24 protein-coding genes and 2 pseudogenes are annotated in these 21242 nt (G+C 59.9%); 11 read left to right on the top strand and 15 right to left on the bottom strand.

Annotated features, from left to right (window positions below):
• Positions 1 to 60 precede the first annotated feature (60 nt).
• The 3 genes from ACNS84_RS08595 to ACNS84_RS08585 form a co-directional block, all read right to left on the bottom strand.
• Complete coding sequence (locus ACNS84_RS08595) at positions 61 to 276, bottom strand: hypothetical protein (protein WP_435074435.1); 216 nt, start codon at positions 274 to 276, stop codon at positions 61 to 63.
• 279 nt (positions 277 to 555) lie between these two features.
• On the bottom strand, positions 556 to 915 hold the full coding sequence (locus ACNS84_RS08590) for a helix-turn-helix transcriptional regulator (RefSeq protein ID WP_435074434.1): 360 nt from the start codon (positions 913 to 915) through the stop codon (positions 556 to 558).
• Between the two features lie 284 nt (positions 916 to 1199).
• Complete coding sequence (locus tag ACNS84_RS08585; RefSeq protein ID WP_435074433.1) at positions 1200 to 1997, bottom strand: TrmB family transcriptional regulator; 798 nt, start codon at positions 1995 to 1997, stop codon at positions 1200 to 1202.
• 376 nt (positions 1998 to 2373) lie between these two features.
• Here ACNS84_RS08585 and ACNS84_RS08580 point away from each other — a divergent pair, with 376 nt between their 5' ends.
• Positions 2374 to 3177, top strand: coding sequence for a TrmB family transcriptional regulator (locus ACNS84_RS08580; RefSeq protein ID WP_435074717.1), 804 nt, complete (start codon positions 2374 to 2376; stop codon positions 3175 to 3177).
• A 58-nt stretch (positions 3178 to 3235) separates the two neighbouring features.
• Here ACNS84_RS08580 and ACNS84_RS08575 read toward each other — a convergent pair whose 3' ends face one another.
• Both ACNS84_RS08575 and ACNS84_RS08570 read right to left on the bottom strand, forming a co-directional pair.
• Complete coding sequence (locus ACNS84_RS08575; RefSeq protein WP_435074432.1) at positions 3236 to 3508, bottom strand: HalOD1 output domain-containing protein; 273 nt, start codon at positions 3506 to 3508, stop codon at positions 3236 to 3238.
• A gap of 439 nt (positions 3509 to 3947) precedes the next feature.
• Positions 3948 to 4853 (bottom strand): diacylglycerol/lipid kinase family protein, encoded by a 906-nt coding sequence (locus ACNS84_RS08570; RefSeq protein WP_435074431.1) that lies wholly within the window; start codon positions 4851 to 4853, stop codon positions 3948 to 3950.
• 444 nt (positions 4854 to 5297) lie between these two features.
• On the opposite strand from ACNS84_RS08570, the gene ACNS84_RS08565 reads away from it, so the two are divergent.
• The 6 genes from ACNS84_RS08565 (at position 5298) to ACNS84_RS08540 (ending at position 11262) form a co-directional block, all read left to right on the top strand.
• Positions 5298 to 5654: a four-helix bundle copper-binding protein gene (locus ACNS84_RS08565; RefSeq protein ID WP_435074430.1), complete on the top strand. Its 357-nt coding sequence runs from the start codon at positions 5298 to 5300 to the stop codon at positions 5652 to 5654.
• 285 nt (positions 5655 to 5939) lie between these two features.
• Complete coding sequence (locus ACNS84_RS08560; RefSeq protein WP_435074429.1) at positions 5940 to 6158, top strand: DUF1328 domain-containing protein; 219 nt, start codon at positions 5940 to 5942, stop codon at positions 6156 to 6158.
• 42 nt (positions 6159 to 6200) lie between these two features.
• The gene (locus ACNS84_RS08555; RefSeq protein WP_435074428.1) at positions 6201 to 6755 is read left to right on the top strand and encodes a metal-dependent hydrolase; all 555 of its coding nucleotides are present in this window, start codon (positions 6201 to 6203) and stop codon (positions 6753 to 6755) included.
• A 190-nt stretch (positions 6756 to 6945) separates the two neighbouring features.
• Complete coding sequence (locus tag ACNS84_RS08550) at positions 6946 to 8109, top strand: AI-2E family transporter (RefSeq protein ID WP_435074427.1); 1164 nt, start codon at positions 6946 to 6948, stop codon at positions 8107 to 8109.
• 568 nt (positions 8110 to 8677) lie between these two features.
• Positions 8678 to 8890: a hypothetical protein gene (locus tag ACNS84_RS08545; RefSeq protein ID WP_435074426.1), complete on the top strand. Its 213-nt coding sequence runs from the start codon at positions 8678 to 8680 to the stop codon at positions 8888 to 8890.
• Positions 8891 to 9279: 389 nt separating this feature from the next.
• Positions 9280 to 11262, top strand: coding sequence for an alpha-amylase family glycosyl hydrolase (locus tag ACNS84_RS08540; protein ID WP_435074425.1), 1983 nt, complete (start codon positions 9280 to 9282; stop codon positions 11260 to 11262).
• Positions 11263 to 11488: 226 nt separating this feature from the next.
• Here ACNS84_RS08540 and ACNS84_RS08535 read toward each other — a convergent pair whose 3' ends face one another.
• The 7 genes and pseudogenes from ACNS84_RS08535 to ACNS84_RS08505 form a co-directional block, all read right to left on the bottom strand.
• Complete coding sequence (locus ACNS84_RS08535) at positions 11489 to 11623, bottom strand: hypothetical protein (RefSeq protein ID WP_435074424.1); 135 nt, start codon at positions 11621 to 11623, stop codon at positions 11489 to 11491.
• Positions 11624 to 11696: 73 nt separating this feature from the next.
• Positions 11697 to 11909: pseudogene (locus ACNS84_RS08530) on the bottom strand (DUF8593 domain-containing protein); the annotation flags it as partial.
• Between the two features lie 50 nt (positions 11910 to 11959).
• Positions 11960 to 12709: a helix-turn-helix domain-containing protein gene (locus tag ACNS84_RS08525; protein WP_435074422.1), complete on the bottom strand. Its 750-nt coding sequence runs from the start codon at positions 12707 to 12709 to the stop codon at positions 11960 to 11962.
• A gap of 633 nt (positions 12710 to 13342) precedes the next feature.
• A complete protein-coding gene (locus ACNS84_RS08520) occupies positions 13343 to 13615 on the bottom strand; it encodes a hypothetical protein (protein WP_435074421.1) in 273 nt (90 codons plus the stop codon).
• 166 nt (positions 13616 to 13781) lie between these two features.
• A complete protein-coding gene (locus ACNS84_RS08515; RefSeq protein ID WP_435074420.1) occupies positions 13782 to 14039 on the bottom strand; it encodes a DUF8593 domain-containing protein in 258 nt (85 codons plus the stop codon).
• 215 nt (positions 14040 to 14254) lie between these two features.
• Complete coding sequence (locus ACNS84_RS08510) at positions 14255 to 14593, bottom strand: DsrE family protein (RefSeq protein WP_435074419.1); 339 nt, start codon at positions 14591 to 14593, stop codon at positions 14255 to 14257.
• Between the two features lie 304 nt (positions 14594 to 14897).
• Positions 14898 to 15068 (bottom strand): annotated as a pseudogene (locus ACNS84_RS08505) (trehalase-like domain-containing protein); the annotation flags it as partial.
• A gap of 242 nt (positions 15069 to 15310) precedes the next feature.
• On the opposite strand from ACNS84_RS08505, the gene ACNS84_RS08500 reads away from it, so the two are divergent.
• The 4 genes from ACNS84_RS08500 (at position 15311) to ACNS84_RS08485 (ending at position 19514) form a co-directional block, all read left to right on the top strand.
• Entirely contained in the window at positions 15311 to 16708 is a 1398-nt protein-coding gene (locus tag ACNS84_RS08500) for a dihydrolipoyl dehydrogenase family protein (RefSeq protein ID WP_435074418.1), read from the top strand.
• A 242-nt stretch (positions 16709 to 16950) separates the two neighbouring features.
• Positions 16951 to 17586, top strand: coding sequence for an SDR family oxidoreductase (locus ACNS84_RS08495; protein WP_435074417.1), 636 nt, complete (start codon positions 16951 to 16953; stop codon positions 17584 to 17586).
• A gap of 159 nt (positions 17587 to 17745) precedes the next feature.
• Complete coding sequence (locus tag ACNS84_RS08490; RefSeq protein WP_435074416.1) at positions 17746 to 18108, top strand: hypothetical protein; 363 nt, start codon at positions 17746 to 17748, stop codon at positions 18106 to 18108.
• 578 nt (positions 18109 to 18686) lie between these two features.
• A complete protein-coding gene (locus ACNS84_RS08485; RefSeq protein WP_435074415.1) occupies positions 18687 to 19514 on the top strand; it encodes a YihY/virulence factor BrkB family protein in 828 nt (275 codons plus the stop codon).
• Positions 19515 to 19779: 265 nt separating this feature from the next.
• On the opposite strand, the gene ACNS84_RS08480 is transcribed toward ACNS84_RS08485, so the two are convergent.
• The 3 genes from ACNS84_RS08480 to ACNS84_RS08470 are packed head-to-tail and all read right to left on the bottom strand — an operon-like array spanning position 19780 to position 21219.
• Positions 19780 to 20031, bottom strand: a complete 252-nt coding sequence (locus ACNS84_RS08480; RefSeq protein ID WP_435074414.1) for a hypothetical protein — start codon at positions 20029 to 20031, stop codon at positions 19780 to 19782.
• 1 nt (position 20032) lies between these two features.
• Positions 20033 to 20662 carry a DUF2238 domain-containing protein gene (locus ACNS84_RS08475; protein ID WP_435074413.1) on the bottom strand — a complete coding sequence of 210 codons (630 nt, stop codon included), beginning with the start codon at positions 20660 to 20662 and terminating at the stop codon, positions 20033 to 20035.
• Entirely contained in the window at positions 20659 to 21219 is a 561-nt protein-coding gene (locus tag ACNS84_RS08470) for a hypothetical protein (RefSeq protein WP_435074412.1), read from the bottom strand. Before ACNS84_RS08470 ends, ACNS84_RS08475 begins: the two co-directional genes overlap by 4 nt.
• Positions 21220 to 21242: the final 23 nt, after the last annotated feature.

The raw sequence follows: 21242 nt of genomic DNA, 5'->3' as shown, positions 1-21242 counted from the left end.
TATTCTACTCGTTGTCCGTGGCTTCGTCCTCGAAGAACTCCTCGTGTGGAGAGACGGCAGTCAACTCGATACGCACGTCCACATTAGCGGAGTGAACTCCTCGAACATCGGTTGTTCCTCGTCTATCTCCTCTACCTTCGGATACAGGGGTTCGTCGCCGTAGTTCAAGCCGCGCAGGACCACGGTTTGCGGCGATTTTGTGACGGTCTCGATAACCGCTGCGCTCGGGGCCAGCGACGACCAGTCGGTCTCGGGGTCGACTGACACCGTCTGCATCGGTACTCGGGCCGTAATCGTCTCCGTGTTCGGGGTAGTCACGAGTGATCCCGCCAGTACGTCGATGCGGGTGTCCAGCCACGTCGATTCTGTCGGTGCGAATTCATACTGTGGATGGTTGATTCGTCGGATTCCGAGAATTTGACCGTAGTAAGACGCCAAACATCCCGTGAGGAACGTCGAACTCGCCTCTCACGGGCGATGTTGGCGTCTTCACAAGGCCGAGTAGTTCCCACATTGAAACAGTGTGTTGCCCGTTATCACCCACTGCTTCTTTGACTATCCGGGACCAGCTCCGGGAATGTGAACTACTTTTTCGCGGCCCAACTGAAACCGTCCGACGCTGCCTTCGGCTTCAAGCCTGCTGAGGTCTCGGCTGATTTTCGACGCGGACCAACCAGTGTATCTGACGATTTCCTGTTGTTTTAGATTCCCGCCTACGTGCCGTAGCAACTCCAGAATGAACTGGTCGACCGATAAATTGTACTCCACAATTATCTGCGCAGGTACTATTTCATTACCGTGGATGAGGGAATCCAACGCCTCTCCCAAGGGCTGCACTTCGCTCCGTGATTCTGTTTCCATCTTCGTTGCGATGGGGTCTTTCTTGGCCTTCCCACCATTCCAATTGGTGGTCATAGTCCCTCGGAACAAGGCTTCAAACCGGGTTTTCGCTTTATGTATTACGTTCATCTGTGTGGTGGTGATGTCGAGGGTTCAGAATTTTCGATCCGAGAGGTACGTGAGAACCATGCTAGTTGTGCCCTCACGGATCAGCGGTACCTGCGACAATGTGGGTTGCACTATACACTATTAGGGCGCACATATATGTAAACAAGCTAGTTATTCACGCTTGTTTTTGTTTTGAATATGTGAGTGAATCCTTGCCAGAGTATGTTAGTAGAACGTTTTACACATGGCCGTCAATTTGGATCTTCCGCGTCAAGTCGCCAGGTGAAAATGGCCTTCAGAACCACGACCAAACTGTTCGTTTCACCATCGCCCCAGATGGCAGTCTCCGACCGCGGGTCCGAGAGGGTCGCATCCTCATCGTTGACGAGCGCACTCACGAGGGCCTTTTCGCCGTCGACCATCATGAGCCGTCCCGCCGACGTGTCCGACCAGATCCACAGCGACTCAAACATCGTCGCGCCGGGAATTTCGTCCCGAATGCGTTCCTGAACCTCCGTCGACACTCCGGCGAGTCGGATCGAAACACCCCGCTCTGCGGCCTCGCCCAACTCCTCGATCAGGTTCTCGGTCAGGAGATCCTCGGTGGTCATGTAGACTATTTCCTCCTCCGCACTGGCGAAGAACTCTAGGACTCGTTCCGTGACCGCCTCCTGCCCGTCTACCGTCCAGACACCGCGCTGCTCGGCACGACGTTTATTGGGTTCGAGTTTTCCCAGCGCCGTCTGGAGCCGTTCAGCGCGGTGCTGAAGCTCGTGTTCGAATGTCCGACTTGCGGTTTCAGCGGAGGTCGCCCAGAACTTCTTGGGCGACGATTGGAGGATATCGACGAGCCCCCGGTCGTGTAACTCGTCGATCGCGTCGTATACTCGAGTGCGTGGGACCTCCGATACTTGACTGACGTCTCTGGCTGTCCCCGTGCCGAGGCTAGCAAGCGCGACAAATGTCCGCGCTGCGTAGGCACTCAACCCGAACCGTTCGAGTTGCTCGATCGCGGCGGTCTGTGGATCCTCGTCTGGTTTATTACTCATCGATTGGGCTGATGTGGTTCATTGTGAGCGCAGCCACGCAGAGAGTGGCCGGGCCGGCACGCAGCAGTAGGGTGGTTGGGACACAGAACCAGAGGTTGACCTTCACGCGGTATATCTCTTTTGTGATTAAACGGGTGACACTCTACACTCTCGTTTTATAGTGTTTCGATACTGAGAAACCCAGAGCAGCCAGTTGTCACTGTCATAATCACAATGGAGTTTGCCAAATTCGCTATAGAACCGGGTTCAGACGCTTACACCCTTCATTTCACGACCCATTCGCAATTACTGTCACGAACTGGGTGACAACATCTATCCGTGTCGGGAGCGAACTATTCAGAGAATCACTGGGGGACACCTCGTGAGATTGAGACACATGACTACTACTGAAAATTTGGAAGAGGCAATCGAAGTCCTCCAGCAACTCGGCTTAAAAGAATACGAGGCGCGGTGCTTCGTCGGCCTGTCCCGTCTCAAAACGGGAACAGCAAAGAAATTGAGTGAGATGACGGAGGTTCCTCGAACGCGTGTGTACGACGCGATTAGAGTGTTGGAGGCGCAAGGCCTAGTCGAGATCCAGCATTCGAGCCCACAGCGGTTCCGGGCGGTTCCGCTCGATGAGGCAACCGAGACACTGCGCGACCAGTACGAATACCGCGTCGATCGACTCCACAATGCGCTGGACACAGTCGAAATCATCGAGGAAGACGGCGAGACATCCGTCCAGCAGGTGTGGGCGATGTCCGGGCGCGACGCGATCCAAAATCGGACGGACCAACTCATCGAAAAAGCGTCCGAGGAGATCGTGCTGGTACTGGGCGACGAGTCACTGCTGACCGAGGATCTCGTTGCCAGACTCAACGACGCCGTTGCCGAGGTCGACCTTCTCATCGGTGCGTTGACGGAGTCGCTTCAAAACCAGATCCAAAAAGCCGTGCCGGACGCCACGACGTTCATCTCTGGCCTAGAGTGGCTACACGGCGAGAACGTTACTGAAGATGAAACGGCAATCGGCCGGCTCCTTCTGGTCGACCGCTCGACAATCCTCGTGAGTTCGATCATGCCCGGCAGCAAAGAGGAAAAAGCAATCTTCGGCGAGGGATTCGGGAACGGTCTCGTCGTAATCGCTCGGCGACTCATGGCTCAGGGGTTGCTGACTGCTCGTGACCCCATGGAGTGACCTCACGACATGTAGACTACTGACTCATCCGTCACCGGACGCAACTGTCGGTGGGTCCTCAATCACGTTCGCCGTAGGAACGGTCTTCGAGCAGCTGAAGAGTGATATACTCATCGTTGTCAATCGTGATGTAGCAATCGCTGAAAACAAACGAGACACGTCCACCCGTTCGAGGTGTTCCGTCGTACCGCGGGCCGAACAACGAGTCTAACGCGGCCGGATCAACGACGTCCGCAAGTCTGAGGGAACGTGGTTTACGCCCGGCAACTGCGCTCACCGCGCGTACAACGGCCGTGCTGACCGATTCGTCAGGACCGAGTTCGTACTCCATAATTCTGATTCGTACTGCACGATCAAGAACTCTGTAGTTTTTCACCCGATTCATCAAAACAACTCCCGGATATGGCATGGATGCGCGTGTTGACACCGCTAGGCGAGAGGGGGGTCAAATGAAATCGACAGGTCCTGTCACTTCTACCCGGAAGGCAAAACTCGTATTCGTTTCGAAACAGGGGGATCCGGTTCGTCACACCACCTAGTTGTTGGTGGTACTACCGCCGGCAAGAGAACTCCGAGCACACCGATCACCACCGCTACTCGGTGTTCATGAACAATCGGGAGAGCAGGCACCACCCTGAGCATGGCTACTGGTTGATCAAGCGAATGAACCACAACCTCGGAGAATGGATTCTACACTTCCAGAGAAGTTGAGGCTGGACGTCTCATGAGTGGTCAATTTCTCGCAGGGTTATCGACCGATAACCACCTTCTCAGCCGGGATTGGGATCGTACGTCTCTCCGACTGCGACGGTAAGTATTTGTGGGCGGACAGTAAGTGACAGCTCTCGTTCCCGAATGATCTCGCCGTCCAGGCTGAATCTGGTCACATCCGGGTTATCAATCGTAATCTCGAGTGATGGGGCCTTGAACCGTTTTATAGACGCTGAATCGCGCCCGAGCAACCGTTCGACGACAGTATCACTCATCAGATCCAGTGCAGAGACATCTTCAATAACAACGACATCGAGAAGGCCATCCTCCATATTGGCCTGGCTGGTTCCACTGGTCGGATACCGGCGACCGTTTCCGACCAGTACACAGAGGGCATCACCGGCCCACGCGGTCGTCTCCTGGCCGGCGTCTCCGATGTCGACCGTGAGACGAAGCAATTCGAAGTCCGACACGGTTCGAAGGGTCGTGAGTACGTACGCCAATACGCCAAGTTGGCGTTTCATTTCCGACGGTGTCTCGCTGCTCGACTCCGCAGTCAGGCCTGCGATACAGGAGTTTACAAAGAGGTGTTCGTTGGCGTAACCGAGATCGATTCGACGCCGGTCACCGTCCTCTAGAACGGCGAATGCAGTGTCGAGGTCGGGAATGCCGATCTGTTCCGCAAAGTTGTTGCCAGTTCCGAGCGGGAGTATGCCGAATTCGACATCATCGAACGCCTCTGCCCGGTCGATTCCCTGAACAACCTCGTTTACGGTTCCATCACCGCCAGCAGCAACGACAGTGGAAAAACCCGCTTCGGCAGCCTCCGCTGCGAGCGTAACCGCGTCTCCTGCTGTTTCGGTTTGTTCGAGTGTGTATCCGAGTTCATCCGCACGACGACGAACGGTCTTACCGTGGTCTTCGCTTCCACTTCCTGGGTTGTGGATTATGATCTTCTGGGGCATACTGGTATCTTACCGGTCTCGAAGCGAATACAGAGTCAGCACGTTCGGCTGTCAGTCCCTCTTCGTAGCCGTCTTGGGACACAGTAACAATTGGATGGGAACTATATAAAGTATCGCTAGCATTCGGAGTGCCAGGCCCAGAAGAATGTGAGACGGCAATCCCTGGTCACGTGAAACAAATCGTCGAAGGGACCTCCTCTACTATAGACGGATCAATCATTCCTTTCATACTGAATACGGCTAGCAAGAGGGCTGTGGCCCCGAATTCTGGAATGTGACTGTGACGGCTTTGTTGAAATCCTCTTGGTCAGACACAAACTGGGATGAAACAACCGGTAAGTGGGTGTGCGTACCTACCGCTCGTTAGCAGTTCGGGAGTAGGGCTGAGACCTTGCTATTGCAGGGTGATTGTTTATTCAGTTGGCACGTCTCCACGTGAGTGGAATGTCCCTATCAGAAACCGTCTCGAAAATCGAGAGCCTGAGCGACGAACAACGCGACTGCATTGAGAACTGTAACGAGGCAGCCCAAGTCTGCGAGTGGTGTGCCGACGAGTGCCTCGGCATGGAGGAGATGGAAGAGTGCGCTCGGCTTTGCCGAGATGTCGCCGACCTCACGACGATGCACGCCCGCTTCATGGCGCGCGGGTCGAACTACAGCGGTCAGCTCGCTCAGGCATGTGCTCAGGCGTGTGAGGACTGTGCCGACGAGTGTGAGAACCACGACGCCAATCACTGTCAGGTCTGTGCAGAGGTTCTCCGGGAGTGCGCCGAAAGCTGCCGCCAGATGGCCAACGCGTAACCCACCGGTTGACGGAATTTCCGATTTTTCAGCATCAAGCCGGTATCTGCTGAAGGCTTGTTCAATACATAGCGCGTCCGGAGGCATCGGGATTACTAACTGAGGTACCTGTACTTAGCGAGTTGGGCACTATTCCTGTTAGCTGGTGAGGATTTCAACAAAGCCACTTTGACCTAATTGACTGGGTGAATTACTCTCACACAGATAGAGTCACTCGAATACTCAAAACACAAGATGAATGTGAATATGTCACGAGTTTAACTACTCGAAAGACGTAGGTAGGGTATGATAGAATCACACGGAGTTCTAGATAGTGCTGTCTCAACCCAGGCGGTACAGTTGCAGTTCGGGGGTGGGTTCATTGAGCTTGCATTCCTCTTCTTGATACTCGCGGTCGTCGCAGCAGTGCTCGGTGCTCGAGGGGTCGCTGGACTCAGTATGAACATCGCAAAATGGCTCGTCATCATCTTCGTCATTCTCGCGATTATCACGTTCATTCTGTAGACTCAGAATGATACCTGTCGAGTCAGTCCGAGGTAGCGGTCGATGGTAGATGTCATGGGGCACCTCGCATTCGGATTGCTGTTCGCGCTCCCGGCGTGGTTCGTCTGGAACGACAGGGCCAGCGTCGTGTTCGTCGCCTTCGCGGCAGTCGCCGCGCTCTTCCCCGACATCGACCTGTGGCTCGTGATGCTATTCCCCGGCGAGGTCCATCACCACGGGGTGACGCACACCGTTCTGTTCGTGACAGTCGCGGGTCTGGTCGGTGCAGCAGTCCTCGCGGCGCTGTTCACCGGTCGGATCGACGAGTGGATCGAGAGCGAGCGATTCGACAGATCCCGTCTGTTCGTGTTCTCGTTCCTGGGATTCCTGGCCGGAGGCCTCAGTCACGTGTTCGCCGATATGCTCTCAGCGCCCGACATCTCGACGCCCATCGAACCCCTGTGGCCCATCGTCGACGGGTCCTGGGGTATCGACCTCGTCTGGTACAACGCCAGCTGGATCAACGTCGGGTTTCTCACGGTGATGGTGATCGCACACGTTTCGATCGGGTATCTGACCACATCCCCCGACCACCGCCATCGGCTGCTCCCACTATGAGACCGCCACGAGACGAACAGACACGATACGGGCTCGAATCGTCGGGGAAGAGACGCCCTCGCCGGTCGTTCAGTCGCGCGAGCGGTCGAGCATCGGCGCGTGAGAACCGGCCGGGGACCCGTTCGTCCTCGATCCGCTACAGGGAACTCCCGTCCTCCCCGGGGAGCCAACGGACGGGAGCGGCTGGATCGTGACGGTACCGGACAGGAGTGGTACGTTCTGGTGGCTGTACGTGTCCGTCCTCGCGGGCGCGGCGCTGTTTATCGCGCACACGTTCGTCGGCATGTTCGTTCTGGGCGTGTCCGGGTACTACGCTACCCGGCCGATCTCCAACCGCTTCGAGACGGTCACCGAATCGAAGCGGATGGCAGCCGGGCTGACTGCGCTAACGGTGCTCGTTCCGATGCTGGTGCTCGCGCTCTACGCCGGAATACGGATCCTCCTGCAGATCCAGCAGCAGTTCGACGACAGTGTGTCCTCGATGCTCGTCTCCAGGATTCTCGGTCCAGACGTCGAAGAGACGAGTCCGGCTGCGCTGCTCAGAAATCCGGCGTCGCTCGATCGACTGACTGACCTGCTGTCCGGGGACACCCTCCAGCAGGGACTACAGGTTCTCGAATTGATCTCCGGAACGATCCTCCTGCTATCCCTGGCCGTGACACTGTCGTACGCACTGCTCGTATACGACGAGGCGCTCTCGAGCGCGTTCGCGAAGCTGGTCGGGGGTCAAGAAGAGACCGTGTTCGCGTATGGCCTCGCCGTGGACACCGATCTCGAGTCGATCTTCTTCGGGAACCTTCTATTCGTCCTCTTTATGTCCGGGGTAGCGACGACGGTGTACACGATCACGAACCTCGTCGCACCGCCCGAGATGCAGATCCCGATGGTGTTCACGCTGGGAGTGCTCACGGGACTCACCAGCCTCATCCCCGTAGTCGTCAGCAAGGTAGTTTATATTCCGATCGTCGCGTACCTCGCCGTTCAGGCAGGAGGCCGGCAGTTCGTCTTCCTCGGCGCCCTCCTCGTCGTCTACTTCATCGTGCTCGATATCCTCCCACAGTCGGTCGTCCAGCCCTACATCTCCGGGCGAAAGATGAACTCGATGCTCCTCCTCTTTGCCTACATCCTCGGCCCGATCCTGTTCGGGTGGTACGGCTTGTTCCTCCTGCCCATCGTGGTCGTCCTGATGCTGGAGACGGTTCGGATCGTCCTCCCCGAACTCCTCCACGGCGACCCCATTGTGGCGGAGCCCCACCTCGCCGAGGGGACCGGTGCCGACGCGGAGGAGATGCAGCAAGACGATGCCGACACGGCTGCGTCGGATACAGATGGACCGGGCACGACCCAGGGGTAATCCCGTATCATAGGAACGCCGTCGTGATCGGGAATATCGAAGCCGGTCGGGGAGAACGAGCCTCCCGATCGGACCGGGTGTTCGATTTTTACGGAGGTCACGGACGGCGCCACCCATAACCACCGGTTCGAGTGGCCGATGTGGCTGTCAACTCGGGGTTTCGCGACCACGTACCGGTCGCCCTGGAGGCGGTCGTCGGTTCCGACGTCGGGGGGTATCCCCGTTCCGCGAACCGTCGGAGACTGGTCGGCGATGGTCGTCTCGATGAGTGCTCCGATGCCACCTCTACGTCTCTCTGACGGCAGTTCGCTTCCTGGCGTCGGCTCTCGTTCGGTAGGTTCAGTTGGCTCACACGTTGACGAACAGCGGCGAGCCACATCAGGCTGTTACCCAAAGAGTTGGGACCGATAGCCCCGACTGTCGGCTTCGCGTACCGGTTCAGGCCGACTGCGAACTGCCTCGCTTCTCGGGATTCCGGTCTCTCCCTACGACCAGCACGGCGCGGACACTGGTTGGCCGGGCCGTCCGACCGGTGGCGCTGGAGACGACGTCACGGCGACACCGAGGTGTGGCCGCTCTCGAAGCGGCTCTTGCCCATCTCGGGATGGCGCTTCCAGACGGGCATCTCGGTACTCCCCCGCGTTCGGACGAGTACGCCCAGTGCTTCGAGTCGTTCAAGCCCGGCCTCGGCGGCTGCTTCACCAACGTTCAACCGTTCGACAACGGAGCACAGCGTGTGGGGTTGGCAGTCGGCGAACAGGTCGAACACTGGCAAGAGTAACGGCGGCTCTGCTGATTGCGTATCGTTCGTCACGCTCCAGCGTACATGGTGTCTCATCCTGTACCTATTGCTTGCAGGTGCGTGGGTGCTCGCTGCTCGACTGTCTGGGTCGGTGCGGGGCTCGTCTCTCGACTTGTCCGCGGTGTCCTCAGTGTCCGAATGACGCATCGCTTCGGTCGGACTGCAACCTTCCTGTTCAGTGTGCTGCACCTCGGGTGGAGCGGGCTCCGTGTGTTCCGGATGCACGAGCGGTCGTCGTGGATGGCCCTCCAGCGTCCCCTCCTTCTTCGCGGACCCACGTGACGTGTCGCCGCACAACCGTGTGCCGAACCGCTCGCCTTGTCGTCGCAAGGGATGGTCTCATGCGAGACAACCCCCTCCGGATGTGCATGACAGACGAAACGAGTTCGAGATTTCCTCCCGTTCGAGACTCCGGTATCCTCCGAATCCCGGCACTCGACGTTGAGGGGGTAGAGATTCGCTTCGCACCGCTCTTGTCTCGTGCCGACTTCGACCCCAGTAGCTGGGAGCGCAAACCGCTGTCGGCTGTGCCGGACTCGCCGGGGTGGTACCAGATCGACCTGGACGAACTCGGGCTTGCAGACGGTCAGTACGAGTACGAGTACGCACTCGACCGGGGTGGTGACGACCCCGATATCGCGCCGGATCCATTCGCCGAAGAAATCACTCGCTTTCAGGGCTACCGCGGGACGTTTCGGATTCGTGACGGAGAGCAGTTCCGTCCACCGTTCTCCTGGGACGACGAAATTCCGGACGACGGGCTTCCAGCGAACGAGGAACTGGTCATCTACGAGTTCCCACCGCGCTGGGCAGCCCCGGTGTCCCACGACTACCGGCGGAACGTCGCCGACGGCGACTTTCAGGACCTGTTGACGGACCACCTAGACAACCTCGTCGACTTGGGCGTCAACGCGATCGAACTACTGCCGATTCAGGACGCCCCACAGAGCCTCGGCTGGGGCTACGGCACACGGTTCTTCTTTGCTCCCGACAGTGACCTCGGCGGCCCAGTCGACGCGAAGTTCCTCATCAAGGCCTGTCATCGGCGCGGGATACGAGTGTTCCTAGACGTGGTCGTGAATCACGCGACGGGCTGTCCGCTAGAAACGCTGGCAGACGAGTGGTTTTTCCTGCACCCGGACGAGCAACCGGATCGACCCACCTGGGGTGGGCGGCGGTTCGACTTCGAATCGGTCGTCGACGACGTTCATCCGGCCCGCGAGTTCCTCTGTCGGATGGCAGAGTACTGGGTCGAAGAGTACCACGTCGACGGGTTCCGGTTGGACGAGTTCAAAGGTGCAGACCACTGGCGGTTCTTCCAGCAGTTTCGCGACCGAACGTGGGCCGTACAGGACGAACTGTTCCCCGAGCGGCCGTTTCTCGTAATCGCCGAGGACTCTCACGCACGTCCGCAGATCGTCCACGACAACGACGAGAATCCCGAGGGGCGGACGGTCGTCGACAGTATGTGGAACTTCGCCTTCCAGGAGGAGTCCCGACGTCTGCTCCGGGGGGACATCGAACCGGGTCCCGATCAGCCGCCGCGGAGTGACCGTCTCGAGGCTCTGATAACGGGAGACAGAACGTGGGACGACCTGACGGGGGAGTTCGACGACGGATTCGCGGACCTCACCAAGACGGTCAACTACATGACCTCACACGACGTCGGCTCGGAGGGCGACCAGCGGCTGATGAATTTCGTCTTCGGAGAGATGGTCCGAGAGCGCGGCCTCGGTGACGGTTCGATTGAGAACGTCAAATACCTCATCGACGATCTCGTGACCGCAGAGTCGGACGTCCAGCTTCACACACACACGGAGGCAGTCGACCGACTCCGGAGTGCGTTCGCCCTCCTGTTGACGTCTGCCGGCATTCCGATGTTCCTTGCCGGCGAGGAGTTCGGCGACATCCACGACCTCGATTACACCGACTGGCAGCTCAAGATGGAGGACCCCGTCGACTGGACCCGGCGTGACTATCCGGGACACGCGGGGCTGCGCGACAGCGTGCGCGACCTCATCCACCTCCGGACGTCGACCGAGGCGTTGCAACGGAACGAAGTCGAGACCTTCTACGTCGATCCGACGATGGACGAAAACGACGGCAGCCGCGTGTTCGCCTACTGCCGGACGAAAGGGGATACACTCGGCAGCGAGGAACAGGTCGTCGTCGTCGCCAACGTGGGTCCACAAGCGTACGACTCGTACGACGTCCCTTGGTATTGGCCGGACGCGGAGAGAGTGACCGAACGGGGTGCACCGCTGGGTGAGACTGCGTTCGAAATCTCGCCGGACGAGGAGGGTGCGACACTCTCGCTCTCCCCGTTTCAGGTGCGGATATTCACGACCTGACGATAGCGATCCCTCCGGTCTCGACGCCCCTGTTCTGCGCCGCAAACGCCCGCCCACCGTGCGCTGTGACCACGGGGTGATCGACAGTCTCGTGAGCGCACAGTGGTCATCCTTCGAGTGGTTATACTCCGCCACCGGGTGCTTGCGTCGGCAGGCACATCGCCTATTCGTATGTGTCCGTTCTGTACTGCTACACCATGATCAAACGCCTACTCAAATTCGCGTACTACGCCTCCAGCGTCATCACGACGGCGTACCTCCTCAAAAAGCTGCTCAGCTCCCTTCGCCGTCGGTCGACCTGAGAGGGACGATCGTAGAAGCCCCTCGATTCGGGCTCGGCCGACTCGAACGCTGTTGCCATCCGGGGACCTCCGGGTGGCTCCGATACTCTCTCTGACTACCGCTAATCCCTCGACCCCGGGTTGACGACCGCTTCAGGAACGGAGTCTGATCTCGTCGTCGGTGATAGTGTCGATCTGCTCATCGTTGAGTCGGTACGTGTCCTCGTTGGGCTGGTCGTCCCCTCCGAGCGTGGTGCTGACCGTGTCGACCAGTCCAGGTTCTGGATCGACGTGTGCCTGCCCGTGTTTCACACTGATGACGCGACCGACCTGGTCACCGCTGGCACTTGTTACGTTCTTGCCCTCGTCGTCCGCGGTCGATGTTCAACTGTCTTTCATCGTGATTCTTCCGCCCCTCACGGGGTTTCGAGATTGAGCCCGACAGAGCGTGAGAGCGTGGGGTTCTGTGATGTGTAACCCGTCGACGAGGCGCCTTCGGCATCCGCTTTTGTCCCGTCTGCGAACTGCGCTGCGGCCGTACTCTCGATCAGCGAGCCGACACCACGTCGCAACCGCTCCGAGACCGCCTGGTGGGAGACGCCGAGCGGCTCTGCGAGTTCCTCGAGGTTGACCTTCCGAGGGACCGAGTAGTACCCCCGTGCGAGCGCTGTGAGCAATGTCTGGGCCTGTATCTCCGATAGCCCGAACTGCTGGGTGTCCTGCAGCTGCTTCAACTCGGACACCTCGAGGAGGTCGAACTGAACGCCGTTCGACTCCGACGCCGTCGCGAACTGTCGGAGAACGGACCGCTCGGGGAAGTACGCCTCCACGGTCCATCCACGCACCTCCCGGTCCGCCGAGAGGAAGACCGCTTGCCCGTCGGTCCAGCGGTGATAGTCTATTGACGAACTCGCCTCTGCCGTGAGCCTGATCTGGTAGAGCTTCCGGGTATCGGTTCCTCCGACAGCAACCCAACGAGAGACCGTCTCGTCAGCGTCCAGTCCGTTCTCGAACGCATCCAAGTCGTCACTGCCAGCCCAGAGCGTGAGGTCGAGTGCGCTGTCGATTGCCGTCTGTTGTTCGAGGGTGATGTCCACGGCGGCGGCCCGTTCGATACTCGTTTCGAGGACAGGCGAATCGAGGAATACCCTGGCGAAGAGAGTCAAAGACGGTCCTCCTGGCGGTTGATATTGGTTTGGTATTGACGCGCGTGTGCGGTCTCGGGTCCGGTTCGGGAGGTGATTCGCATACGCTGTACTCAGTCTGTGACCATATCAATAGTCGACGTTTTTACACGTGTCGGGGTTTTGATTATCTGAGAGACACGAACGGCAGCACCCGTACAGGTCCAATCGACGCACGAGCGAACGAGTGTGAGCCCTGTCGTCGCTCCGACCGCACACAACCGGTGGACGCTCCGCGAGAAGCGAGCAGCCTACCACACCAACAGGGCGTTCATGCGGCCGGCTGGAAGTCACTGAACGGTTTCGGCACTCCCGGGTCCCGGACATCTTCACGACGGTACAGCCGACAGTACGATACCGACTGCTGTCTCTGTGTCCCGATCATCGACGACCTCGGAGCATCGCGCTTTGTGCTCGAACCCCCGCTTTTCGTGACGTTCCTCGGAGTCGGTTTCACTTTCGGTGTCGCCGTCGGGGCACCGTTCATCGGCGAGCGCGTCGTCCGACCCAGGAGGAGTCACCCCGACTCTGTCCGTCACTCGCACGTGGTCGCCACGGATCGGCGGTTCTCGACTGGGTCTCCGTCCGAGGGGAATCGCCACATAGGGGTCGGGGTTAGTCGGAGAGTTTGGTGGCGATCTCCAGCGCCTTTCGAGAGGCGTCGTCGTCGTCTTTGACCTCATCGATCGAAACGAGGATGCTCTGGACGAGCCACTCGTCGTCGTCGTTCTGGCCCATCCGGACCTCGCTCTCGGGAACGACCGACTGAGCGATGTTGTTCGCCCAGTCCGGCGTTCGGACCTCCTCAAACGTATCGGGGTCACGGAATCGCACGTGGTAATAGTCGTCGCTCTGCTCGACTGTCTTTACCGTAAGTTGTGACGCCATACGTGGATCTACGAGATGCTGTCGTAATCACTCGTCTGCTTGCAAACTCCACGTTGTTTCCGTGTGTCCCTTGGTCTCGTCTCGGATACTGGTCGGTGGTCCGTGGGAGGTGTGGCGTCGCGTCGACCCCGTCGTGGTCTCGCGGGGACGTGGGTTCGACGAGACGTCAGCGATTCAGCCTGAGTTCGTCGTCGGTGATTGCTTCGATCTCGTCCTGCTCGATGGGAAAGCGATGGTCGTCACTGCTTTCCTCGGAGTCCGCTCCCGTCATGTTCCGCTCGGTCGGTACCGACTCCGACTTGGAATCGGGGTCGACGTACGCGATATCTCCGCTCACTTCGACGACATGCCCGACGGTCTCGCCCGCCGAGGTGACGACGCGTTTTCCATTGTCCGCTTCGGAGAGGGGTGTATCCTTTGACATCTGTTCAGTATGAAGGCACCCACCGATCTGAGTGTCCCCCTTGCAGATTCAGTTCGCACCTCGGTCCGGGAAGCGGTCGGGTGTCCCCTTCCGTGTCGCATGGAGAGGGTGTTTCCATCACGACAGGCGGCTTCTTTTCATGCTAATATGACTGTAGTACCTGTTGGACGGCTGTTGTGAACCGACCCAAGTCGAGGTAGAGTTTCGTGAGGTAACTACGGTCGCAGATAGGCGTATCCGTCTGTTTCCAATCGCGTTACTTCCACAGCACCCTCTGGGACGGTCTCGACGCCCTCGACGAGGTCGGATTCGTCAAGATCCATCATCTCGAGTGTGTTGGTGCAGGCCTTGAACGAGACACCGTCGTCCAATAGGGTCCGGACTTGCTCCTCGGTCTCCTGGCCAGTTTGGATCGCCTTCATTCCATCCGCCTGAGCGACAACCGCAACGTCGTCGATACTGCCAGTCTCATCGTTCAAGAGGTTTCTGGCAATGGTCAATGATGTCTTCTGTTCGGTCCCGTCTCCTGAAATGAGATGAATAACGGTTTTCATACATGCTGAAGACGGGGAGTAAGGGCTACTGCCTGTTGCCTGCAAATGAAAGGACCCGAGGGCGGATACGAGTCGAGGAAGCGTTTCGATATGTCATTCCGGTCAGCGTGGTCTGCTCGTCCTGACCCGCTGCTCGGACGCCCGCTGGCGTCCGCTCGAACGTCGAGTATCGACGCGCGCGTAGTCGAACATGCGGGTCGAACGTGAGTTCGACGTCCACAGCACCCTCGGAACACGTGAACTTCCGATAGAGTACTTTTCGGGTGGTCGACGCCCTCGGCGGGCGGCATGAAGTCGGCAACGGTCAGCTGGTCTTGAATCGCGTCTCGAGGACATTCATCCCGTCGTGATAGCGCTGGGTTCTCGCTTCCCCGCTGATAGGACCGATGCGAAAATGACCGCCGCGGTCCGCATCGCGTATCGCGGCGAAGATACTCGAGGAATCGACGTGCGGGACGGGAAACCAGTCGATCGACCCATCGGGGCCACGAGCGCGGCGATCTCCAAGTTCCCCACGAGACCGTAGTCCTAGATTGGCGTGTGTTCACACTCGCTCATCGGCCCCACCTCACGTGGAGCATCAGGTGCGATCCATTGTGTGATTCAGCAGTCATGGGGGCGTTTGGGGTGCGAGTCGAAAAAACGAACGAGGGACGAGCACCAAGGGTACCCTCAGGCGAAAGAGGCTCCCCCCTGAACCCCGAACCACTAGGCAGAATGACTGATTACGATCTCATCGTGCTCGGTGGCGGGACCGGAAACCAGGTCGCCGCAGCGGCGGCCGACATGGGGATGGACACGGCGCTCGTCGAGCGAGGGCTGCTCGGTGGTACCTGCCTGAACCGCGGCTGTAACCCCTCGAAAAAACTCATTCACCGCGCGGACATCGCCGAGACCGTCCGTCACGCCGACGAGTTCGGTATCGAGGCGTCCGTCGATGGCATCGCGTTCAGCGAAATCGTCGACGACGTGACAGAGACCGTCACTGAGGCGGCCGAAGAGAAGGCTCGCCGCGCGCGCAACCAACGCAACCTCACCTTCTATCAGACCGAGGGACGGTTCGTCGGCCCACACGAGGTGGAAGTCGACAGCAACGACGGCCCGGGCGGCGACCGGCTCGCTGCCGAGACAATCGTACTGGCGGGCGGGAGCCGACCGATGATCCCTGACTCCATCGACGGGACCCACGAAACGCCCTACCTTACGAGCGACGAGGCGCTTCGGCTTGACACACTCCCTGATCGACTCGTCGTAGTCGGTGGCGGCTACATCGCCGTCGAGATGAGTCACTTCTTCTCACAAGTAGGCAGCGACGTGACCATCGTTGGCCGTGGCGACGCACTCGTCGCCCGAGAGGACGCGGCGATAGCCGCGCGCCTCACCGATGCCTACCGGGAGAAACACGAGTTACACCTCGGATTCGAAGCGACGGCAATCGCAGATGAGGACGGCGAGCGCGTGGTCACCGCCGAGTCGGAAGGTGGCGAGGAGATCAATGTTCGCGGTGACCGGCTCCTGATCGCAACTGGCCGGAAACCGAACAACGACGTCTGGAACGTCTCGGCAGCCGACATCGAGACCGATGAAAAGGGGTTCGTCAAAACCGACGAGTACCTCCGTACGTCGGTCGACGGCGTCTACGCAATGGGCGATATCGCGGGCAACTATATGTTCAAACACTCTGGTGACAAAGAGGCCAAATACGTCGTCGAGAACGCCGTTCGCGGGAACGAGCGACCGGTCGAGTACCCAGGGATGGCTCACGCCATCTTCGGGTCGCCGCAGGTCGCCAGCCTCGGGCAAAACGAGGGTGACCTCGACGAGGGGGTCGACTACGAGGTGGGGACCTGCGCCTACGACGACACGGCGCTCGGGGTGGCGCTGCGTAACGAGGGCGGATTCGCGAAGGCTATCGTGGGGAGCGAGGGCGAGGTACTCGGCTGTCACATCATTGGCCCGGAGGCGTCAACGATGATTCACGAGGTGAGCACGGCCGTCGCAGCGGGTGCCGATGCAGAGCTGATCGCAGAGACGATCCACGTCCACCCCGCCATCTCGGAGGTCGTCCAGGGTGCCTTCCGCGACGCGTGCAACGTAGCTCCCTCCGGTCTCTGATCGAGCGTCGGGACCGTGCGCTGTCACGACTCGTGAGACCATACCACATATCTACCCCCGTGAAGGGCCGATGGGGTACTGATAATTCGCATAGCACTCACCGGAGCGGCGGGCGACGTTGGATGCGAGGCCATTGAGGCATCCGGCTCCGACCACAACGTGGTCCCCTTTCCTCTATCGCGTCGCTCCTGTGACCGCTGATCGCCGCCACCCTCTTCACGATGCCGACCGATATCTAGCGAATGAAGGTACTCGTAGCCGGTTCGCACGGACAGGTCGGCCAACACGTGACACAGATCCTCGCCGAGAGCGACCACAGTGTTCGGGGGATGGTTCGCGCGGAGTCGCAAGCATCGGACATCGAGGACCTGGGCGCCGAGCCGGTCGTCGCGGATCTGACCGGGGACCTCTCGCACGCCGTCGAGGGAATCGACGCGATCATTTTCGCCGCGGGTTCGGGCGGCGAGGACGTGTGGGGCGTCGACCGCGACGGTGCGATCAACCTCGTCGACGCGGCCGAATCCGCGGGCGTCAAACGGTTCGTGATGCTCAGCTCGATTAACGCCGATCACCCCGAGAACGGCCCGGAAGCGCTGCGAGAGTACCTCCAGGCGAAGGCCGAGGCCGACGAGTACCTCCGGGAGAGCGATCTGACGTACACGATCGTCCGGCCCGGACCGCTGACGGACGAGGACGGCACCGGACGAATCAGAACCGGCGCCACTCTTGACGGGGACGATGTCGAGATCCCGCGCGAGGACGTGTCCCGGACGCTGGTCGCGGCGCTCGGGGCCAAGAGCACGTACGGCGAAACGTTCGAACTCGCGGCCGGCGACGAGCCGATCGAGGAGGCGTTACAGGAGCCGCTAGACGGCTGATCGCATGAGTCGGTGAGCGGAGCGCGAACGTCTACCGGTCTTCCGGTGCGTAGCGCACCACGACGTCGGCCCGCCGACCCAACCCGATCGACCGGCTCACGCTTGCGGTTGCAAGCCGTGGCGTTTCACGCCTCGTCCCAATATATCGGAGATAGAACAATGACAGACCGGAACTCATCCCGTTCGAAGCAGCTGATCGGCCTGGGCCAGATCTGCGTAACGTCGTTCATCCGAGAAGCCGTCAGGGAAGCGGTTCGGGAGGCGCTCGTCGAGGAGCGGGCCAGCGCTGACGAACAGGGAGAGCACACGCAGCGCTCGGTCACGGAGGATCGGACGGAGAGCGGGAACCGGATCCTTGGGCCGGCGATGCTCCTCCCGATTCTGGGACTCGCAGTAGTCGGAGTGATCGTAAGGCGTCGGGGTCTTCCGACGGGCTTGACGGGGGAACGCGGTGCCGACGAGGACGACGGGACGCCTTTGACCTTCGACTCGACTCAGCAGAGTACGGCTGACTCAGATTAGAGAGGTGTTAACAAATGGACAGGATATGACAACGACAACGTGGACGCCGACAGTAACGAGTTTTCGAGGACGGAATAGCTCTCTCCGCCGATCAAGCTGCACCACGGTCACAGAGCAGGCCGGCCCACGCTCGCCACGTGTGGGTCGGACGGTGGAGCGTCGATGACGGCGATACCACTCCCCGGAGCGTCCGGTAACGACACGGTGCACTCGCTTAGTCGTCTGGGTGCGGAACGGTTCCCATGGAGACTCGTTCAGCGGCACCGATCGGTCGTGCCGAGACTGGCAGAATCACGAGAGATCCGTTCCGGGTCGAGACGCCCGTTCCGTACTCGGGGAGCGGCCAGTCGAACGCGACGAGCTAGGGCGGTTCGCCGACGGGACGGACGCTATCCGGGGGATCGTTACCCAACCGGTTCTCCCCCTGCCGATCGGACGTGTGGGCATGACTACTCACACCACATCAGCACGGTCACCCCGGGGGAGAGCTTCGATAGAGTCGCGTATCACGACTACGGAACCCTGCACAGCGCCGTGGAATGGGATGCGATGTGTTCTCGGGCGGAAGTAGGTGACTCATGAGCTTTCGATACTCGCGGAGCGCCGGAAACGCCGTCCAAGTCGTACGGAATATCGTTCGCGAGCTTCGGGAGAAAGACGCCCCGTTCATGGCCGGAAGCATCGCGTACGCGGCGTTCGTCTCGCTGTTACCGCTCATCATACTGCTCGTGATCGCGGCGTCCGCGCTCGGTGGCGAACGCATGGCTGGACGCGTCCGAAACGCCACGAGTCGCTTCCTCACACCGACGGGACAGTCCCTAGTGACCGACAGTATCGGCCAGATCAGCAGTCAAGCCGGGCTGTCGATTCTGGGGATCGTCGTTCTCCTGTGGGGGGTCCTGAAGGTCTTTCGTGCGCTCGATACGTCCTTCTCAACGATTTACGATACCACGGAGAAGAACGACATCCTCAACCAGTTCAGGGATGGCCTCGTGGTTCTGGTGGCCTTCAGCGTCGCGTTGGTGGCGGTGCTCGTTGCGGGACTGGGTCTCCGGTTCGTCCCCAATCCTCCGTTCCCGCGGCTGGTGAGCGAGTTACTGTTGATTTTCGGTCTCTCGGTCGTGTTCACTCCGATCTACTACGTGTTCCCCGATGTGGATCTCTCCCTCAAGACGGTCTTTCCGGGGGCCGTGGTCGCGGCTGTCGGATGGGTGCTACTCAAGGCTGGATTCGGAATCTACGTCACGTACTCATCGACACAGGACTTGTACGGCGTTATTGGTGGCTTCATGCTCCTGATCACGTTTCTCTACTTCGGGGCACTGGTGATCCTGATCGGTGCCACCACGAACGCTGTTCTCATGGGACCCCGCCCTATCGCCGCCGAGATTCCGACTGATCGGTGACAGAGACCACAACGATCGCGTTCACGGTGTCATACTGACCGACAGCAGTCAATATGACTCATTATAAAGAGGTTCCGCGTGCCGTACCCCCACCACAGTCTGTCCGGGAAGTCCATGATCGGTAGCAGCTCATTCGCATTGACGCCCAGGTCCGCGAGCGTGTCCAGGTGGTCGGTCAACAGATCCTGAAGGTCTCCGGCGGCGACGTGGAGCCGGTTACCGCTCGCCGCGGGCGCGGCCAACCGGGGCGGGAATTCGTACAGTACTAGCTCGTAATTCTCGGGTAGCCCGTCTTCGGGGAGTTCGTCGTCCCAGGAGAACGCCGGTCGGCATCGCCCGCCGTCTTGGATCCGGAAAGTGCCGCGAATGCCCTGGAACCGGTGAGCTCCTCGGCGAACGGGCCGGGCGCTACGATGGGGTCGTCCTCGCTGCGCTCGACGATGAACTCGTACTCGTAGCGACCGTCCGGCAGGTCCAGCTCGGCCAGGTCCAGCGGTCGGCGCGACTGACGAGTCACGCTATGAGCCGAACCGACGCTTGAAGAATCCCGCAAGCGGAACGAAGTACCTGGAGCCACCGATGGCCACGATCAGTCCGCCGACCGTGTTGAACACCATGTCTGTGACGATGTCGTCGACACCATAGACTTTCAGCGGTGCCTCGATACCGAGTACCCGCGCTACCTGTCCGGACGAGAACTCGAGTAGTTCCCAGACGACGGAGACAGCGAGGACGAACACGACGATGAACACGGGTCGGAAGCTCGCCGGGACGTGAAGTTCCTTCGAGTGCTCTTCAAACCCGCGGAAGGTCGCGTATCCCAGCCCGGCGACGACAGTCGCTGAGACTGTGTGCGTCACGCTGTCGAACCAGGAGAACCACGAGTACGGGCCAAGCGATCCGACGCTGTGGAGACCGATGGCGATGGTAATCCACAGGACCAGCGCGGGACTCATCGTGTAATCGTACTCCCGGCGGATCGCGGCCGGGATCAACGTAAGCGCCAGACCAAACGCCCCGTTGACTGCCATCCCCAGGCGTAGCGTGACTACCCCGGCGAGGAAGACACCCGCCAGCACAAACTGCAGCAGTCGGGTCACCAGGCGTTCTCTCCGCTCCGAGAGGCCGATAGACTCGGAGACCGTCATGACGTCTCCTCCGGGACGACTGGTTGGTGACGTGAGCCGACGTGTTCGATACGATCGAAGTACCACAGAAAGAGTTGACCCATCACGAGGCTGACAATCATAACGGTGACGAGGTCCCACTGAAGTTCGGCCTGTGAGTGGATAAACGAGGTGCCGAACCACTGGTCCGAATAGTAGCCGGCGATCGTCCACCACGACTGGAAGGCGATAGTCGTCATAACGGCGAACAGCACTGCAAAGCGGCGACTCATTTCCACATCGGTGAACGAGTCGAGCTCGACGACAACCGCGAGCGCGACGGACGAGATGACGACGTAGCCGGTGACCTCCGGGGCGACGCCGAACGTCCGCGCGGTCACTCCGACAGCGACGACCAACCCGAGTGGCCACGGGAGCATCACCCGCCAGTCCCGCCGTAGCACCGCCGGAAACACGAGGATTCCGGCAGCGACCAGTGCGAGCAAACCCCAGAGTAGCGGCGTCATAAGGAGGCTAACGGCGGCAATCAGGATCACGACACCGACGAAGACCCACCCAAGCGTTGCGTTCGTTGTCACGTTTCGTGCGAGCGAGTGTGTGA

This window comes from Halorubrum wangae (genome assembly GCF_051194135.1).
In the GTDB taxonomy this organism is placed as follows: domain Archaea; phylum Halobacteriota; class Halobacteria; order Halobacteriales; family Haloferacaceae; genus Halorubrum.
The sequence above is the reverse complement of the archived record's forward strand: the minus strand, read 5'-3'. Positions and strand labels throughout refer to the sequence as shown.

Excerpts from the sequence above, each read along its gene's own strand:
- ACNS84_RS08595 (WP_435074435.1), bottom strand. The coding sequence starts at position 276 with ATGCAGACGGTGTCAGTCGACCCCGAGACCGACTGGTCGTCGCTGGCC.
- ACNS84_RS08590 (WP_435074434.1), bottom strand. The coding sequence starts at position 915 with ATGACCACCAATTGGAATGGTGGGAAGGCCAAGAAAGACCCCATCGCA.
- ACNS84_RS08585 (WP_435074433.1), bottom strand. The coding sequence starts at position 1,997 with ATGAGTAATAAACCAGACGAGGATCCACAGACCGCCGCGATCGAGCAA.
- ACNS84_RS08580 (WP_435074717.1), top strand. The coding sequence starts at position 2,374 with ATGACTACTACTGAAAATTTGGAAGAGGCAATCGAAGTCCTCCAGCAA.
- ACNS84_RS08575 (WP_435074432.1), bottom strand. The coding sequence starts at position 3,508 with ATGGAGTACGAACTCGGTCCTGACGAATCGGTCAGCACGGCCGTTGTA.
- ACNS84_RS08570 (WP_435074431.1), bottom strand. The coding sequence starts at position 4,853 with ATGCCCCAGAAGATCATAATCCACAACCCAGGAAGTGGAAGCGAAGAC.
- ACNS84_RS08565 (WP_435074430.1), top strand. The coding sequence starts at position 5,298 with ATGTCCCTATCAGAAACCGTCTCGAAAATCGAGAGCCTGAGCGACGAA.
- ACNS84_RS08560 (WP_435074429.1), top strand. The coding sequence starts at position 5,940 with ATGATAGAATCACACGGAGTTCTAGATAGTGCTGTCTCAACCCAGGCG.
- ACNS84_RS08555 (WP_435074428.1), top strand. The coding sequence starts at position 6,201 with ATGGTAGATGTCATGGGGCACCTCGCATTCGGATTGCTGTTCGCGCTC.
- ACNS84_RS08540 (WP_435074425.1), top strand. The coding sequence starts at position 9,280 with ATGACAGACGAAACGAGTTCGAGATTTCCTCCCGTTCGAGACTCCGGT.
- ACNS84_RS08535 (WP_435074424.1), bottom strand. The coding sequence starts at position 11,623 with ATGGCAACAGCGTTCGAGTCGGCCGAGCCCGAATCGAGGGGCTTCTAC.
- ACNS84_RS08520 (WP_435074421.1), bottom strand. The coding sequence starts at position 13,615 with ATGGCGTCACAACTTACGGTAAAGACAGTCGAGCAGAGCGACGACTAT.
- ACNS84_RS08515 (WP_435074420.1), bottom strand. The coding sequence starts at position 14,039 with ATGTCAAAGGATACACCCCTCTCCGAAGCGGACAATGGAAAACGCGTC.
- ACNS84_RS08510 (WP_435074419.1), bottom strand. The coding sequence starts at position 14,593 with ATGAAAACCGTTATTCATCTCATTTCAGGAGACGGGACCGAACAGAAG.
- ACNS84_RS08500 (WP_435074418.1), top strand. The coding sequence starts at position 15,311 with ATGACTGATTACGATCTCATCGTGCTCGGTGGCGGGACCGGAAACCAG.
- ACNS84_RS08495 (WP_435074417.1), top strand. The coding sequence starts at position 16,951 with ATGAAGGTACTCGTAGCCGGTTCGCACGGACAGGTCGGCCAACACGTG.
- ACNS84_RS08490 (WP_435074416.1), top strand. The coding sequence starts at position 17,746 with ATGACAGACCGGAACTCATCCCGTTCGAAGCAGCTGATCGGCCTGGGC.
- ACNS84_RS08485 (WP_435074415.1), top strand. The coding sequence starts at position 18,687 with ATGAGCTTTCGATACTCGCGGAGCGCCGGAAACGCCGTCCAAGTCGTA.
- ACNS84_RS08475 (WP_435074413.1), bottom strand. The coding sequence starts at position 20,662 with ATGACGGTCTCCGAGTCTATCGGCCTCTCGGAGCGGAGAGAACGCCTG.